Raw genomic sequence first — 16,918 nt, forward strand, 5'->3', positions numbered from 1 at the left:
TGCGGCTACTTCAGCGGCAAGTGGGTGGTGTTTTTCACCTCTTCCATCACCGCGTAGGTGCGTGTTTCACGCACACCGGGCAATTGCCACAACACCGTGCCGGCAAAGGCGCGGTAGGCGCTCATGTCTTTCATGCGGGTTTTCAGCAGGTAGTCAAAACCACCAGCCACCATGTGGCACTCCATGATTTCGGGGCGTACCTGCACCGCTGCCCTGAAGGCTTCAAACACATTGGGCGTGGTTTTGTCCAACAGCACTTCCACAAACACCATCAGGCCCGCGCCCAGCTTGGCCGGGTTCAGCCGGGCCTCATAGCCTTCAATAAAACCTTCTTTACTCAGGCGCTGCACCCGGGCCAGCACGGCGGTGGGTGACAGCGCCACCAGTTCCGAGAGTTTGAGGTTGCTGATGCGCCCGTCTTGCTGCAAGGCGTGCAAAATTTTCAGGTCAATGCGGTCAAGTTCCATGGTTCACATCTGGCAGGGGGTCGGCTGGGCGGTGGGGCGACCAAACAGGTAACCCTGGTAATAACGGCAGCCCAGACTCAGCAGCGCATCACGTTGCGCAGTCAGCTCGACGCCTTCGGCAATCACGTCCAGCGACAAGCTTTCGCCCATGGTGACAATGGCCCGGATGATGGCTGCATCCTGCGGGTCTTTCAGCATGTCACGCACAAACGCTTGATCAATCTTGAGCTGGTTCAGCGGCAGCCGCTTGAGCATGGCGAGCGAAGAATACCCCGTACCAAAATCATCCAGCGACAAGCGCACACCCAGGTCACGTAATGCGCCCATTTTGTCAATCACGCTGGGGATGTCGTCGACCAATTGACTTTCGGTCAGCTCCAGTTCCAGCCGGGCAGGATGGGCACCGGTTTTCTGCAGCACCTTTTGGACCTGGGCCACAAAGTCAGTCTGGCGGAACTGCTGGGCACTCACATTGACGGCAATCGTCCATTGGTCTTGTGGTGCCTGGCTGGCCCATGCCACCAGTTGTTGGCAGGCGGTGTGCAAGATCCAGCGTCCCAGGGGCACGATGAGGCCGCAAGACTCGGCCGTGGCAATAAATTCACCGGGCGGCACCAGCCCGCGCATCGGGTGCTGCCAGCGCACCAGCGCCTCGAACCCCAGTGTCTGGCCTTGGGCATTCACCTGGGGTTGGTAATACAGCACAAATTCATCATGCTCCAGCGCCCAGCGCAAATCAGCCTCCAGGGTGGTACGGGCCATCACCTTGGCTTGCATGGAGGGGTTGAAGAAACGCAGCGCATTACGCCCGGCGGCCTTGGCCTGGTACATGGCCAGGTCGGCTTGCTTGAACAGTTCTTCGCGCGAAGGGTTCTCGGCATCCACCAGGGCCACGCCGATGCTCACACTGGCCTGGTGCTGCAGGTTGCCCAGGGTGTAGGGGACATTGAGTCGCGCCAGAATTTTTTGTGCCACCCGCTGGGCCTCACTGGCGGCCACGTCGGGCTGCACCGACAAGTCCACCAGCATCACCACAAACTCATCCCCACCCTGGCGCGCCAGGGTGTCCTGGGCGCGGATGCACTCGCTCATGCGCTGCGTGATCTGGCGCAGCAGTGCGTCCCCCATGTCGTGACCCAGGGTGTCGTTGATGTCCTTGAAGTTGTCCACATCAATAAACATCAGCGCCGCGCCCTGGGGGGTACGCGCCAGGGTCATCAGCAACTGTTGTACCCGGTCCTGCAGCAAACGGCGGTTGGGCAGGCCGGTCAGCGGGTCGTAAAACGCCAGTTGGTGAATAACTTCTTCGGCCTGTTTGCGCTTGGTGATGTCGGTGGAGATGCCACACAAGGCGTAAATGTGGCCCTCGGCATCACGCAGCGGCAACTTGACCGACACATAACTGTGCTCCACAAGACCATCCGAGCTGCGGTTGACCTCTTCTTCTTCCACCCGTTCACCACGTTCAATCACACGCAAGTCGTTGATCCGCAGTTTGGCGACGGTGACCGCATCAAAAAACACCTCATCGGTCTGGTTCATCACCTGATCCAGGGGGCGACCAAACAATTCGCAGACCTTGCTGTTGGCATATTGGTAACGCAGCTGGCGGTCTTTGATGTAGATGAAGGCATCGACACTGTTGAGAATGATGTTCAGCCGCGTTTCACTGGCTTGCAAGTGCTGGGTCTTCAGGGTCACCTGGCGGCGCAGCCACAGGTTAACCAAGCTCACCAAACCCAGCAAGCCCAGCAGCACAGCCAAGCCCCACCACATCATCGGGGGAATAACGGATGGGATTGATTTTTGCAACCAACGCCGCAGCGCCTGGCCGGAAGGGGAATCACTTTGGAGTTGCCACTGGTCCAGATGCCGGTCAATGGCGGTCAGCAACTCGGGGTGCTTGCCTTTGGCGGTGGCGTAAAACAGCTGGGCGGGCTGGAAAACGATGGCGGTGGCTTCAAGCTGGTAGCTTGGCGCGTGCAAGTCGCCAAAAAAGCGGTTGGCAGCCACGGCATCCAGCTTGCCATGGGCCACGCGTTCAAAACCCTGTTCAAACGAATCCACCGGCACCAGTTGCGCGGTGATGCCAAAACTGCTGAGCATGGTGGCCAGAAAACTGGCCTGAATGGAGCCCGACACCACGGCAATACGTTGGTCTTTCAAGTCAGGAATGGCTCTGATGGACACCCCTTTGCGCTTGTAGATTTGCGACCAGCTCAGCAGTGCCGGTGTGGTGTGAAAGTCAAAAACCTCGGCACGCTGCTCGGTAAAGGCCACATCGGGCATCAGGTCAATCTGGCCGTTTTGCAGGGCATTCAGGCAGGCTTGCCATTCGCAGGGCACCGCCACCAACTGCCAGTGTTCCAGCTTGGCAATAGCCACCAGCACATCGCCCAAAATGCCGCTGGGTTGCCCATCTTGGCCCATGAGGATTTTGGGCATATTGGTGTACACCCCCACCCGCACCACGGGGGTGGGGGCTATGGCATGCTCGGCCAGTGCGCTGACAGGCAGGGTACAAAGCCACAGCCAGACCAGCCAGCACAGCCTCATACGCCCATGGAGGTGCCCAAATTTCAAGTCAGTTGACCACATGTAAGCAGTTGTATCAGGGATGAAAAGTAAGGTGCATTGTGCTGCAACTGCATCGCCGTGAACAGCGCGCAACCCATCCCCCTTGCGGCGCAGGCACCGTGGTGGCATGGGACCATGTGATACCCGCCTCGTCGGCCATCCGGTAGCCCCGCATTGAGGGGAAAGCTACAGGCCTGCGAGTATGGATGAATTTAAAACTATATAAAGGCAAAAATACAGTGAAAAATTCATCTTCGAATCCAAGAACATAGCGCATTCGTTTGATTGAGGAGACTAACTTGTTACAAACTGCACGCTTGCCCAACCCCTACCGCCCCGAAGCACCAACGGTATCCCACAACCTGACCACGGTACAAGGCAGCCTGGACTGGGCCGCCGTCATCCGCACCGCCACCCCCTGGGTACAAGCCGTGCGCAACAACCCGCCGCCCTTCTGGGCCATGGAAAGCCTGCTGAAGGAATACCCGATCTCCAGCGCCGAAGGCCTGGCCCTGATGCGCCTGGCCGAAGCCCTGCTGCGGGTGCCCGATGCCGAAACGGCGATTGCCCTGACCGCCGACCAACTCGGTCGGGCCGACTTTGAGGGCAGCAGCGACAAGGTGTTGTCGCGCCTGTCCAGCACCGCCATTGCCATGAGCAAACACTTTTTGCCCCCCGCACCGGGGGCCGATCAAAGCGCTGCCGAGCCGGGACTGATGGCCAAACTCGGGGCCAAAACCGTGGTGGCCGCCACGCTGCGTGCGGTGCAGTTGCTGGGCCGCCAGTTTGTGCTGGGCCAGACCATTGCCGAAGGCCTGAAAGAAGCCGCGGCCGCCCAACGCAAACAAGCCAACCTGCGCTACAGCTACGACATGCTGGGCGAAGGTGCCCGCACCGATGCTGATGCGCTGGTGCATCTGGCAAGCTACCAAAAAGCTATTGAATCTATAGCTGTTAGCGCAATTCAAGCAAGGGCTTGTGAGCAAAACGACGGCATATCCATCAAACTCAGCGCCCTGCACCCGCGTTATGAAGATGCGCAACACACCCGTGTCATGGCCGAGCTGGTGCCGCGCGTGTGGGGCCTGTGTGAACAGGCGGCACGCGCCAACATCAACCTCACCATCGATGCCGAAGAGGTGGACCGGCTGGAGCTGTCGCTGGAGGTATTTGAGGCCTTGCTGACCCAGGTGGCGCAGCACTACCCGAACTGGCGCGGCTTTGGGCTGGCGCTGCAGTCTTACCAACTCGGCGCACTCGACCTGATCACCCATGTGATCGCCCTGGGCCGGAAATACAAGCTGCGCCTGATGTGCCGCCTGGTCAAAGGCGCGTATTGGGATGCCGAAATCAAACGCGCCCAGGAGCTGGGATTGCCGCACTACCCGGTGTTCACCCACAAACACCACACCGACATCTCATACCTGGCTTGCGCCCGCACCCTGCTAGCCGCGCCCGATGCCATCTACCCGCAATTTGCCACCCACAATGCCGCCACCGCCGCCGCCATTCTGCACATGGCAGAGCGCAGTGGATCGGCTTTTGAATTACAACGCCTGCACGGCATGGGTGAAGGTATTTACCGCGAGATTTTGAACAACCCGGCGGTGGCCTGCCGCGTCTACGCCCCGGTCGGTGCGCACAAAGACCTGCTGGCCTACCTGGTGCGCCGCCTGCTGGAAAACGGCGCCAACTCCTCGTTTGTGCACCAACTGGCCGATGCCAGCGTGCCGATCCCCGAGCTGCTGACTTCACCGCTGCACCCGGAGCCGCAGCCCGCCTTGCCGCTGCCGCCCGACCTGTTTGGCCTGCACCGCGCCAACAGCACGGGGCTCGACTTGAGTGTGCCCGCCCTGCGTGCCCCGCTGCTGGCCGCTTACGCCAGTGTGCAAGTGCCCCACGTGCCAGAGTTTGATGCCAAATTGGCCTCTAGCGCTTTATTAACAAGCGCAAGCAGCTATCAAAAATGGAGTAAATTACCGGTGACTGAACGCACCGCCACGCTGCGCCGTGCCGCAGATGCCCTGCAAGCCGAGCTGCCGCGCTTTTGCGCCCTGCTGGTCAAGGAAGCCTTCAAAACCTGGAACGATGCGGTCGGCGAAGTGCGCGAAGCCATCGACTTCTTGCGCTACTACGCAGCCCAAGCTGAACTCATCATGCAACCGCAAACCATGCCCGGCATGGAAGGCGACAGCGTGCTGGGCATCACCGGTGAGAGCAACGAGCTGCGCCTGACCGGGCGCGGCCCCTGGGTCTGCATCAGCCCATGGAACTTTCCGCTGGCCATCTTCCTCGGACAGGTGGCAGCGGCACTCGCCACCGGCAACACCGTGCTGGCCAAACCAGCCGAACAAACCCCTGGCGTGGCGCTGGAAGCCGTGAAACTGCTGCATGTGGCCGGTGTGCCCGAAGGCGCGTTGCAACTGCTGCATGGCCCCGGTGAAACCGTGGGCGCAGCGCTGGTGGCTGCGCCCGGCGTGGCCGGTGTGGTATTCACCGGCTCGACCCAGGTCGCCAAGATCATCAACCGGACTCTGGCCGCCAAAGACGGCCCGATCGTTCCGCTGATTGCCGAGACCGGCGGCATCAATGCCATGCTGGTCGACAGCACCGCGCTGCCCGAACAAGTCAGCGACGCGGTGATGCAAAGCGCCTTCCGCAGCGCGGGCCAACGCTGCTCAGCCCTGCGCCTGCTGTGTGTGCACGAAGACATTGCCGACAAGGTGATCGCCATGATCAGCGGCGCGGCCCAAGAGCTGGTGGCCGGAGACCCGGCCGATCTGGCCACCGATGTCGGCCCGGTGATTGACCGTGAGGCGTTCGAGGGCATCCAGACCCACTTGCAGCGCTTGCACCGCGAAGCCACGCCTTTGCTCGAATTGATGAAAAATCAGCCTCTAGCCAAGGCAGATAATGCGCAAACAGCTATTAAACAAATAGCAAACCTGATCCCGCCACAAACCTTTGAGGTGGCCAGCATCAGCGACATGAAAGCCGAAATCTTCGGCCCGGTGTTACACGTGGTGCGCTGGAAGGGTGACCCGCTGGCGGTGATTGCGCAAATCAACGCCCTGGGCTACGGCCTGACCCTCGGCATCCAGACCCGCATCGACAGTCGCGCCCAGCAACTGGCCCACGCCGCCCACATTGGCAACGTCTACATCAACCGCAACCAGATCGGTGCGGTGGTCGGCGTGCAGCCGTTTGGCGGCGAAGGCCTGTCAGGCACCGGCCCGAAAGCTGGAGGGCCGCATTACCTGTACCGCTTCTGTGCCGAGCAGACCGTGACCATCAACACCACGGCGGCGGGGGGGAATGCGGCGTTGTTAGCGGGGTGAGGGGCGGGTAACGACTGCGCTCTGAACCCGGGGCGCGGGCAAGGCGAATGCCGGGGGCTCATACGCTTCGCTTTTTGAAATCGCCCCCGACATCCGCCCTGCCCACGCCCCTGAACGATGTCGACGAAGCTTGTTGATATTCAATTGAACTCTTTTGCATCTGCTGAAAGACGACAGCAAAGCGCTCAATCAATTTGCGCTCCTCCGAGGCCATCGCCATCAGAACTTTGCTGGCTGGGTTTTGAAGTTGCAAATCAACGAGATTTGCAAATGATTCGGAGTAGGCCGCTGCAACTCTTTCGTTAAGCACGGTGTCTTCTGGAGGCGCTGATAAAAACAATCTACGCCCAAATCGTAACCATGCCGAGTTGGTATCGCTGCCAACAGCTTTCAGTTCGTCCATGAGATTGAACACCTCCAAAGACTGTCCCGCGTTGCATGCCTTTTCTATTGCCCCGTGTATCGCTAGCACTTTGGGATCAGCGTTCGTGTCTTGCGCCAGCAAAAGTGCCCGTTCAAGGTATCTCATGTCCATTCGGCAGATGACTTCCGGGTCGCGCAGCATGGTCATCAATTCATCCGTCGTGTACCAAATCCGCAAGAAGTCCACAAAGAGGCCGATCGGCTCCTCCCGCTGCTTTTTCACCTCCATACATAGCCGCATCAGCGGCTCGCACAATTCGTAGTAACTCTCTCGCCCCTGCTCAATCGAGCGCACATAGCGCTTGTCCTTGAGCTGCTTGAGCTGACTGGAGCAGACCTGCTGCGTGATGAAGCAGGACTTGGCGATTTGTTTGACGGGTGCCGCGCCGCGATAATTCACCAGATACTCGACGATCTTGCGTTGCTGCCCCGGCAGCTCTTTCATGCGTGCCTGGTAATAGGGCGTGAGTTCGTCCAGGGTGTGCATGAAGGCCGGCACCAACTCATCCAGCGCTTGCGCGCTCAGGAACTGGGCGAAGATGATGTAGATGCGCGGGTTGCCCTCGGCCAAGTGGTGCACGGCCCGGATGCGGGCGCGGCCTTCGGAGGTGGCAATAAAGGCGGCCAGTTCCCGGTCACCGCGTTCCACCGCAATTTTGCTCAGCAGGCTCACCACGTCTTCAAAGTCCAGTTCCTTGAGGGCTTCGATGTCAAAGAAGCCGTAGAACACCGACTTCTGCAAGCTCACCCCGGCAAACAACGCTGGCGTGGTGCACACCAGCACCATGTTGTTGTGGTTCTGGATGAAGGCGCGCCAGGCCCTTTGGCCTTGCTCACCCAGTTGGTCGAACAAGTCGTCCAGGTTTTCCAGCAGCACGACGAGGCGCTTGCTGCCCAGCACTTCCAGCAGAATGGACTCGGCCAGCTTTTCTGCTTCTTTTAGAGGTAATTCATACAGCGGCGTGGTGCGGGCATCCACTTGCAACTCGGGGTAGCTGGCATCCAGGGTGCGCAAGATGCGCAGCACCCACTCGAAAAAGCTGGTCACGCCCCATTCTTCCTCGCGCATCCAGGCAATCAGGGCTTGGTTCTTGGCCTCTTTGGTTTGTGCCAAGCGGTGGTGCAGCAGTGCAATCAGGTGGGTTTTGCCAATGCCCCTTGGCCCGACAAACAGGGTGTGGTGGCTGCTGCTGGTGCGCAGGCTTTCCAGCACGTTGTCCAGGCTGCGCTGTAGCAGGGGGCCGCGTTGTACCAGCAGGGTCTCCAGTGTTTCCGGGGCCATCATGCTGGGCGTGAAATGCGACAGGTAAAGGGCTTTACTCGTCAGCGTGGGGGTGTTGCTGTCTTTGCTCATGCTGCGCCTCCTGCAGCTTGTAGCGTCAGCCCGCGATGCCATACCCACCAGCGTTTGACGACGGTGAATTTGAAGCTGACCTCGCCCGTTGCGTTACGGGTGAAGTAGTGGTCACGCTCCAGCAGGCGCGACAACTCTATCCACTGCTGCTGCTCCACCAAGGGACGCGCAGCTTTGGCACGCCGAATGGCATCTGCCATCGGCAGTGGTGTGACATGGGATGCCACCGCGTCGAGCAAGGCCAGGCACTCGGCACGTTGGGTCTGGTAGTAGTCCTGTGTGCGCTCTTCGTAGTGTTGCAAATCCCAGGGGTTGTCGCTGGAGTGGATGCCATGGTCGATCACTGCGTGTGCGGCAATCATGTCCAGTGGCTGGGTTTTGGATGCAGGATTTTTCAGCAATGCAGAGACTACGTGGTGGATGTAAAACGGAATGCAGTCCAGCGTCTTGGCCGTTTCTTCATACACAGCGGTTGAGGTAACGGACAAGCCGTTGTCGGCAAGCAGGCGCTGCACCAGGCTGGTGGCATCGGTCAGCGACAGTGGCTCCACCTCAATGGCCAGCATGTCGTTGACCGGTGTGTTGTTGTATCCCTGTGCCTTGAGCCTGCGCACGATGTGGTGCAGCCCGAGTGAGCCGGTGAACACCATGCGCAGCTTGCTGGCGTGCTGCTGGCGCAGGGCACGCAACACATCCAGCAGCTCCATGGCTTCTTGCGGGTTGTTCTTGGCGATGATTTCCAGCATCCACGGCAGTTCGTCCCACAAGAAGACGACGCGATCTATTGCCTGGTTGTCGTGCAGGTGGGCGACGGCATCACTGAGGATTTGTTTCCATTGCTTGCCCGCGAAATTGGGCAATTTCACGGGGCCAATTTGAGCCCCACCAATTTGTTCACCCAACCCTTGCAGCCAATTTCGGAAATTGGTTTTAGTCTCCAGGTGCGGGTAGAGATCGGCCATGACGTATTGCACAAACTCTTGCGCACTGCGGATAGCCCCGATGTCACGTTTGATGACTACCCAGTTCTCTGGGGCAGTAGCCTTGAACTTTTCCAGGACATGGGTTTTGCCGGTTCGTCGCTCTGCGACCAGCAAAATGCTTTGTTGTTCAAGGGTGGACTGCAAGTAAGCGACCACCGCATCACGCCCCATGATGTCGCTGATCTGAAGCATGCCGCCAGGATTGGGTTTCATAATACGATGAATTTTATTTACGATATATTCATTGTATTTTTATTTTTCATTTGAGGTGATTGAGTTGACCATGGTGGACCGCCAACGGCTGAGCACGATAGTGAGTTCCGTGCCGAACGTGATTAACCAAATCAAGAGCCTCGCGGGCAGCTATATCACGTGGCGATGTACGGGCCACCCCATCATTTGATACGGGTGGCCTAGGAGTTTTCCTTGAGCCTATGCCCCCATCACCCCATCCGCCTTGAACATCGCCTTGATGCCGCGCACCGCCTGGCGGATGCGGGCTTCGTTTTCGATCAGGGCAAAGCGCACATGCTCGTCGCCGTGGTCACCAAAGCCGATGCCGGGCGACACCGACACCTTGGCCTTGCTCAGTAACTGCTTTGCAAACTCCAGTGAGCCGAGCGCCCGGTAGGGCTCGGGAATACGCGCCCAGATGTACATGCTGGCTTTCGGACATTCCACCTGCCAGCCCGCGTCCATCAGGCCCTTGTAGAGCACGTCGCGGCGGCTTTGGTAGGTGGCGGCGATCTCTTTGACGCAGGTCTGGTCGCCTTCCAGCGCGGCGATGGCGGCCACTTGCAGCGGGGTGAAAGTGCCGTAGTCGTGGTAACTTTTGATGCGTGCCAATGCCGCCACCAGGTCGGGGTTGCCGACCATAAAGCCCACGCGCCAGCCGGCCATGTTGTAGCTTTTGGACAGGGTAAAAAACTCCACCGCAATGTCTTTGGCCCCAGGCACTTGCATGATGCTGGGGGCTTTCCAGCCGTCGAACACGATGTCGGCATAGGCCAGGTCATGCACCACAAAAATGTCGTGTTTTTTGGCCAGCGCAATCACTTTTTCAAAGAATGTCAGTTCGACACACTGCGCGGTCGGGTTGCTGGGAAAGCCCAGCACCATCATCTTGGGCTTGGGGTAGCTGCCGCGAATGGCCTTTTCCAGTTCGGCAAAAAAGTCCACGCCTTCGGTCAGCGGCACGCTGCGGATGTCGGCTCCGGCAATCACCGCACCGTAGATGTGAATGGGGTAGCTGGGGTCGGGCACCAGCACAGTGTCGCCACGATCCAGCGTGGCCAGCATCAGGTGCGCCAGGCCTTCTTTAGAACCGATGGTGACAATGGCCTCGGTGTCGGGGTTGATGTCGACCGCGTAGCGCTCCTTGTACCAGTGGCTGATGGCGCGGCGCAGGCGCGGAATGCCTTTGCTGGCTGAGTAGCCGTGGGTGTCGGGGCGCTGCGCCACTTCGGTGAGCTTGGCCACGATGTGCGCAGGTGTCGCGCCGTCGGGGTTGCCCATGCTCATGTCGATGATGTCTTCACCACGGCGGCGCGCGGCGAGTTTGAGCTCGGCGGTGATGTTGAAAACGTAGGGGGGAAGGCGGTCAATGCGCGCAAAACGGCGCTTGCCTGCGGAGGATGCAGTCATGTGGAACTTTCACGTAAGCGCCCGGAACCGTCCGAGCGACGTGGCCGGCAGAAAGGCCGGCCCACGTGCATGTTAACCGAGTGCAAAACTGCGAGACGTTAGCCCAAGGTCTTAAAGATCAAACGGGTCGGTGATCACTTCAACACATCCACCCGAAACCGCAACCCTTATGCCAGCGTGACGCGCGCAAACTTGCGCTTGCCCACCTGCAGCACATACGTACCTGCGCCCAGCTTGAGCCCCTTGTCGCTGACCACGGCGGAGTCAATACGCACACCACCGCCGTCTATCAGGCGGTTACCCTCACCACTGGAGGCTGCCAGGCCAGCCGATTTCAGCAGGGCGGCAATACCCACAGCGACACCACCTTCGCCCAGCGGCAATGTCAGCTCGGGGATTTCATCTGGAATACCACCCTTGCTGCGGTTGATGAAGTCAAGCTCAGCCGCTTCAGCGGCGGCCGCACTGTGAAAACGTGCGGTGATCTCTTTGGCCAGCGCCACTTTGGCATCTTTCGGATTACGCCCGGCGGCAACTTCGGCTTTCAACGCGGCAATTTGCGCTTCTGACTGGAAACTCAGCAACGTGTACCAGCGCCACATCAACACGTCTGAAATGCTCAACACCTTGGCAAACATGGTGTTGGGTTCCTCAGAAATGCCAATGTAATTACCTTTGCTCTTGGACATTTTCTCCACACCGTCGAGGCCTTCCAGCAAGGGCATGGTCAAGATACATTGCGGTTCCTGGCCGTATTCGGCCTGCAGGGTGCGCCCCATCAGCAGGTTGAATTTCTGGTCGGTGCCGCCCAGCTCCAGATCACTCTTGAGCGCTACGCTGTCATAACCTTGCATCAGCGGGTAGAGGAATTCATGCACCGCAATGGGGGTTCCCGCCTTGAAGCGGTCATGAAAATCATTGCGCTCCATCATACGTGCCACGGTGTAGCGGCTGGCCAACTGGATCATGCCGCGAGCCCCCAGCGGGTCGCTCCACTCGCTGTTGTAGCGGATCTCCGTCCTGGCCGGGTCCAGCACCAGACTGGCCTGGCGGTAATAGGTTTCGGCGTTGATCTTGATCTGCTCGGCGGTGAGCGGCGGGCGGGTGCTGTTGCGGCCAGACGGGTCGCCAATCATGCTGGTGAAATCACCGATCAGGAAGATCACTGTGTGGCCCAGATCCTGCAATTGGCGCATCTTGTTGAGCACCACGGTATGACCAATGTGAATATCCGGTGCGGTGGGATCCAGCCCCAGCTTGATACGCAAAGGAGTTCCGGTGGCTTCAGAGCGGGCCAGTTTTTTGACCCAGTCGTCTTGCGGAATAAGCTCCTCACAACCACGCAAAGTCACGGCCAAAGCCTCCTTGACACGATCAGTAACGAAATAGGACGGCGTTTGGACTTGAGACATAGGGTTTTTACGGATGCAGCCGATGGGGCCGGGTTTATACTCTAAAGCTAATTTTTTTAGCGATTTTACGTGGGCAACGCACCACTTATTGGGCTCAGTTGTTGCTTCCTTCCGACACTCTTTCGTTCTGGATTCTGTTTTGATCAACACATTGACAACCAACGGGCAACTGATTGCAAGCGCTGCCACACAATTTCTCAAAAAACATCCCAAACACATTACAGCAGCCGTGGCCGCATTGCTGCTCGGCGGCGGCGGCGGCGCATTTGCCGTAGCCAATCTGGCTCCAGATGCGTCTGACCTGCCAGTGCGTGAGGTGCTTGAAAATATTCAACCCGCGTACAACACCGCAATGGACACGCCCGTTGTTGATGGGCTGGTGTTGTACCGCTCGGACATCACCCGCAGCAGTGACACCATAGACACATTGCTCAAGCGTCTGGGCATTGATGATGCACAAGCCGCCGCTTTTTTACGCAATGACCCCCAAACACGCCAGGCCTTGTTGGGCCGCGCTGGACGCAACCTCACCGCAGAGGTGCAGGAAAGCCAGGGCTTACGCACACTCACTGCCCGCTGGACCTCAGATGACAGTGGCAACTTTCAGCGCCTGGTGGTCAAGCGCCAGGGTACAAAATTCACCTCCCACATTGAAACAGCAGCACTGCAAGCCAGCAGTCAGTTGGCCAGTGGCACCATTCAAAGCTCACTGTTTGCCGCCACCGACGATGCCAAGATCCCGGATGCCATTGCAGTGCAAGTTGCTGAAATTTTCTCCTCCGAAGTGGACTTTCGCCGTTCCCTGCGCAAAGGTGACCGCTTCTCAGTGGTCTATGAAACCCTGTCGGGTGATGGTGAACCACTGCGCACCGGGCGGGTGCTCAGTGCCGAATTTGTCAACGCGGGCAAGTCTTATCAGGCCATGTGGTTCCAGCCCAGCGGAACTGATGCACAAGGTATTGCCAGCAAAGGTGGTTATTACGCGCTGGATGGCACCAGTTTACGCAGAGCATTTCTAAGCTCGCCCGTCGAGTTTTCACGGGTCAGCAGTGGCTTTGCCATGCGCTTTCACCCGATCCTGAAACAATGGCGAGCCCACCTCGGTACAGACTTTGCGGCCAGCACGGGTACGCCAGCACGCACGGTGGGCGATGGCGTGGTCGAATTTGCGGGCTCACAAAACGGTTACGGCAATGTGATCTTCGTCAAGCACCGCGGCAACACCGAAACGGTTTATGCCCATTTGAGCAAAATCCTGGTGAAGCGTGGCCAAGGCGTGTCACAGGGTCAAACCATTGGCCTGGTCGGCTCAAGCGGCTGGGCCACCGGCCCCCATCTGCACTTTGAGGTGCGCACCAATGGTGTCCAGCATGACCCGATGAAATTCGCCCAACAAAGTGAAACCGTCCCGGTACCCGCCTCACTCAAACCAAGTTTTGACCGCCAGGCCCAACAAGCCAAACTTGCACTGAATGCCGCTGCCAGCATCCAGATGTCCAGCGTCCAATAACACCACGGTTTCCCCCGCATGCCAGAGCTGTACATCGGCTTGATGTCTGGCACCTCGCTGGACGGGGTGGATGGCGTTCTGGCCGAGTTTGATTCCTCTTCCTGCCAAGTGCTGGCTCATGCCAGCGCCCCCTTGCCTGCGAACCTGCAGGCCGAGTTATTAGCGCTGAATCAGCCTGGCCTGAATGAATTGCACCGGGCAGCACTGGCCGCCAATGCCTTGATGCAGGTGTATGCTGATGTGGCTCAACAACTGTTGGCCGCCACAGGCAGCACATTCCAGCAGATCATCGCCCTGGGGGCTCACGGCCAAACCGTGCGTCATCAGCCACACATCCATGGCGGCACCGGCTACACGATCCAACTGTGTAACCCGGCACTATTGGCTGAGCTGACAGGCATTAACGTGGTCGCAGATTTCCGCAGCCGTGATGTGGCAGCCGGTGGCCAGGGAGCTCCTTTGGTACCGGTGTTTCACCAGGCTGTGTTTGGCCACTTGGGCGAGACCACTGCGGTACTGAATATCGGCGGCATGGCAAATCTGACGGTCATCGGCCCCGAATTGAGCCACGATGTGATGGGGTTTGACTGCGGCCCCGGCAATGTGCTGATCGATACCTGGTGCCAACAACAACGCCATCAGGCTTTTGATGCAGGTGGCGCATGGGCCGCCAGTGGTCAAATCCACGCCGGACTGCTGAGTACCTTGTTGGCAGAGCCCTACTTTGCCTTGCCTGCACCCAAAAGCACCGGCCGCGATCTGTTCAATCCTGCATGGCTTCAAACCAGGTTGACCCGACACCCCGGGTTGGCAGCTCAGGATATTCAGGCAACATTAACAGAATTGACCGTTAGAGCTTGTGCAGAATGCGCAAACAGCTATGCTTTAAATAGCAAATCCATCCTGGTGTGTGGTGGCGGTGCATTTAATCAACATTTGATGCAGCGCTTGCAGACTTTGCTGCCGCAGTTCACGGTGCAATCGACGGCAGCCCATGGACTGCCACCCCTGCAAGTGGAAGCTGCCGCTTTTGCCTGGCTGGCACGTAAAGCCATCCGACGTGAACCGCTGGCTTTACAAAATATCACGGGCACCCCAGGCGCCCGTATTGCAGGTGGAATTTTCCCTGCCTGAATCAGGCGGAGAAACTTGAACCACAGCCACAGGTGGTGGTGGCGTTGGGGTTTTTGATGACGAACTGAGCGCCCTGCAGATCTTCTTTGTAATCAATCTCAGCACCCACCAGATACTGGTAGCTCATGGCATCAATCAGTAAAGAGACCCCATTTTTGGTCATGGTCGTGTCATCATCGTTGGTGATTTCATCAAATGTGAAACCATACTGAAAACCCGAACATCCCCCGCCTTGCACGAACACGCGCAGTTTCAGATCAGGGTTGCCCTCCTCGGCAATCAGATCGGCCACCTTGGCAGCCGCACTGTCGGTGAACATGATCGGGGCGGGCATTTCGGTTTGAATGGCTTCAGCAACAGCGCTCATCTATTTCTCCAGTAAGTTGAATGGGTAAATACTACAGTAATTTCTTCAGGTATTGGGCTACTGGTTATTTGCCGCTAATTTGAGTGTGGGCTTTTCTTCGCTGACCGTGGCCGGAATGTCTCCAACGATGGGGCAAAGCTTACCCGTCACCAGTGCACCCTGGTGCATCTCCAGCAGTTTGTAGGTCACATCCCCCGTGATGCGGGCCTTGGGTTGAAGTTCCAGCATCTGGCGCGCATGCACCGGGCCATCCACCTTGCCATTGATGATCACATGATCTGCATGCACCTCACCCACCACCACCGCGGTTTCAGCAATCACCAAAATACTGGGGTGATCAGCTTGGCCAACCAGGTTGCCCTGGATGCTGCCATCCAGACGCAAGCCGTCGGCGAACTGAAAATTGCCATCAATTTGGCAACCCAATGCAACCAGAGTCTTGATGGGGGGTTGTTTTTTTCTGTTGAACATATGTCACTCCTGTAAAGCTATAAACCTCAGTCACTCAGAGTTTCAGTGTTTGCACTGCACGTACCGATTGTCCTTCCAGAACCTTGGCGGTAAGGCTGCTCACTTTCACATTCGGAGGCAGGGCAAAGAGGCCTTCCAACCGACCGTATTGCCCAAGTTGAACCGCTTGCGGCCCCCCAGGCAACGGACCTGTCCAAGGCCGGCCATTTTCCGTTCCCACAAAAGTCAACTCCAGTCGACCCTTAAATTCAACGGGATTTTTGTCGGACTGAATGATCAACACCTGCCATTTCAATTCACCGGTCTTTTGCAAGTCGGCTTGCAACCCACGAATGGAGAGCCCGGTCACACCCGATGCAGGGATCAGTCGCTCAAAAAACCCCAGATCACTTTTGAGGCGCTGGTTGTCAGCCTGAAGCTGCCGATTCAGTTCTGAGAGCTTTTCTTGCGTCACCTTTCCAGCGGTGAGCAAGGTGTCGGCGGTATCGGCAATCGACTGCGCCTTGTTGCGCTCGTCTTTCAACACACCCACCTGCGCCAACAAGGCCGCATTTTCTTGCTGTACATGTTCTAGTTGCGATTTGTTGCCTTTGTCCAAACCCGCGATGTCTTTGCCAAACTCAAAAGCCCACAAAGCAATCGCCGCACAAAATCCGGCCACGATAGCCAACATGGCCCAACGCAACGGCCAAGGCAAAGCACTGCGCACCGCCATACGCGGTGCACTGACCGTCAATCGACGCATCAACAAACGAAGCCGCATTCAACGTTCCCCTGACGCAAAAAAACAAACAGCCACCAGAACCTGCATTCGGGTGGCTGTGGGTATGAAGCGAAAAAAATTAACGCTTGCTGAACTGCTTGCGACGGCGAGCACCGTGCAAACCGACCTTCTTACGTTCCACTTCGCGGGCATCACGGGTTACGAAACCGGCTTTGCTCAACTCAGGTTTGAGGGTTGCGTCATAGTCGATCAGGGCACGGGTGATACCGTGGCGCACTGCTCCGGCTTGACCAGACTCACCACCACCTGCCACATTCACCATCACGTCAAAAGTTTCAGCGTGGTTGGTCAGCATCAGGGGCTGCTTGCAAATCATGATCGAAGTAGCACGGCCAAAGAAATTCTCGATAGCTTTGCCGTTGACGACGATTTGGCCGGAGCCTTTTTTCAGAAATACGCGGGCAACGCTGGATTTGCGACGGCCGGTACCATTGTTCCATTCACCAATCATGAG

General features: G+C 58.0%; 13 protein-coding genes. 3 read left to right on the forward strand and 10 right to left on the reverse strand.

The annotated features are described in order from the left end of the window. Positions 1-5: 5 nt before the first annotated feature. Both LDN84_RS21440 and LDN84_RS21445 read right to left on the reverse strand, forming a co-directional pair. Positions 6-467, reverse strand: coding sequence for an Lrp/AsnC ligand binding domain-containing protein (locus LDN84_RS21440; protein ID WP_223905773.1), 462 nt, complete (start codon positions 465-467; stop codon positions 6-8). A 3-nt stretch (positions 468-470) separates the two neighbouring features. Continuing rightward, positions 471-3,050 carry an EAL domain-containing protein gene (locus tag LDN84_RS21445; RefSeq protein WP_223905775.1) on the reverse strand — a complete coding sequence of 860 codons (2,580 nt, stop codon included), beginning with the start codon at positions 3,048-3,050 and terminating at the stop codon, positions 471-473. 293 nt (positions 3,051-3,343) lie between these two features. Here LDN84_RS21445 and LDN84_RS21450 point away from each other — a divergent pair, with 293 nt between their 5' ends. After that, positions 3,344-6,382 (forward strand): L-glutamate gamma-semialdehyde dehydrogenase, encoded by a 3,039-nt coding sequence (locus LDN84_RS21450; RefSeq protein WP_223905777.1) that lies wholly within the window; start codon positions 3,344-3,346, stop codon positions 6,380-6,382. Positions 6,383-6,440: 58 nt separating this feature from the next. Here LDN84_RS21450 and LDN84_RS21455 read toward each other — a convergent pair whose 3' ends face one another. From LDN84_RS21455 to tyrS, 4 genes are all read right to left on the reverse strand, one after another. After that, a complete protein-coding gene (locus tag LDN84_RS21455; RefSeq protein ID WP_223905779.1) occupies positions 6,441-8,159 on the reverse strand; it encodes an ATP-binding protein in 1,719 nt (572 codons plus the stop codon). Further along, positions 8,156-9,355, reverse strand: a complete 1,200-nt coding sequence (locus LDN84_RS21460) for an AAA family ATPase (protein WP_223905781.1) — start codon at positions 9,353-9,355, stop codon at positions 8,156-8,158. The genes LDN84_RS21455 and LDN84_RS21460 overlap by 4 nt, the downstream gene beginning before the upstream one ends. A 219-nt stretch (positions 9,356-9,574) precedes the next feature. Further along, positions 9,575-10,786, reverse strand: a complete 1,212-nt coding sequence (gene alaC / locus LDN84_RS21465; RefSeq protein WP_223905783.1) for an alanine transaminase — start codon at positions 10,784-10,786, stop codon at positions 9,575-9,577. A 167-nt stretch (positions 10,787-10,953) separates the two neighbouring features. Beyond that, positions 10,954-12,198, reverse strand: coding sequence for a tyrosine--tRNA ligase (gene tyrS / locus LDN84_RS21470; RefSeq protein ID WP_223905785.1), 1,245 nt, complete (start codon positions 12,196-12,198; stop codon positions 10,954-10,956). Between the two features lie 139 nt (positions 12,199-12,337). On the opposite strand from tyrS, the gene LDN84_RS21475 reads away from it, so the two are divergent. Both LDN84_RS21475 and LDN84_RS21480 read left to right on the forward strand, forming a co-directional pair. Then, complete coding sequence (locus LDN84_RS21475) at positions 12,338-13,708, forward strand: M23 family metallopeptidase (protein WP_223905787.1); 1,371 nt, start codon at positions 12,338-12,340, stop codon at positions 13,706-13,708. A gap of 18 nt (positions 13,709-13,726) precedes the next feature. Next, positions 13,727-14,842: an anhydro-N-acetylmuramic acid kinase gene (locus tag LDN84_RS21480; RefSeq protein WP_223905789.1), complete on the forward strand. Its 1,116-nt coding sequence runs from the start codon at positions 13,727-13,729 to the stop codon at positions 14,840-14,842. Position 14,843: 1 nt separating this feature from the next. On the opposite strand, the gene erpA is transcribed toward LDN84_RS21480, so the two are convergent. The 4 genes from erpA to rpsI all read right to left on the reverse strand — a co-directional run bounded on the left by erpA (position 14,844) and on the right by rpsI (position 16,915). Further along, complete coding sequence (gene erpA, locus LDN84_RS21485) at positions 14,844-15,209, reverse strand: iron-sulfur cluster insertion protein ErpA (RefSeq protein WP_223905792.1); 366 nt, start codon at positions 15,207-15,209, stop codon at positions 14,844-14,846. 57 nt (positions 15,210-15,266) lie between these two features. After that, positions 15,267-15,680 (reverse strand): bactofilin family protein, encoded by a 414-nt coding sequence (locus LDN84_RS21490; protein ID WP_223905793.1) that lies wholly within the window; start codon positions 15,678-15,680, stop codon positions 15,267-15,269. 34 nt (positions 15,681-15,714) lie between these two features. Further along, positions 15,715-16,443 carry a DUF6776 family protein gene (locus LDN84_RS21495; RefSeq protein WP_223905795.1) on the reverse strand — a complete coding sequence of 243 codons (729 nt, stop codon included), beginning with the start codon at positions 16,441-16,443 and terminating at the stop codon, positions 15,715-15,717. Positions 16,444-16,522: 79 nt separating this feature from the next. Next, positions 16,523-16,915: a 30S ribosomal protein S9 gene (gene rpsI / locus LDN84_RS21500; protein WP_223905797.1), complete on the reverse strand. Its 393-nt coding sequence runs from the start codon at positions 16,913-16,915 to the stop codon at positions 16,523-16,525. Between the last annotated feature and the right edge of the window lie 3 nt (positions 16,916-16,918).

The sequence above is a fragment of the Rhodoferax lithotrophicus genome, from assembly GCF_019973615.1.
Classification (GTDB): Bacteria; Pseudomonadota; Gammaproteobacteria; order Burkholderiales; family Burkholderiaceae_C; genus Rhodoferax; species Rhodoferax lithotrophicus.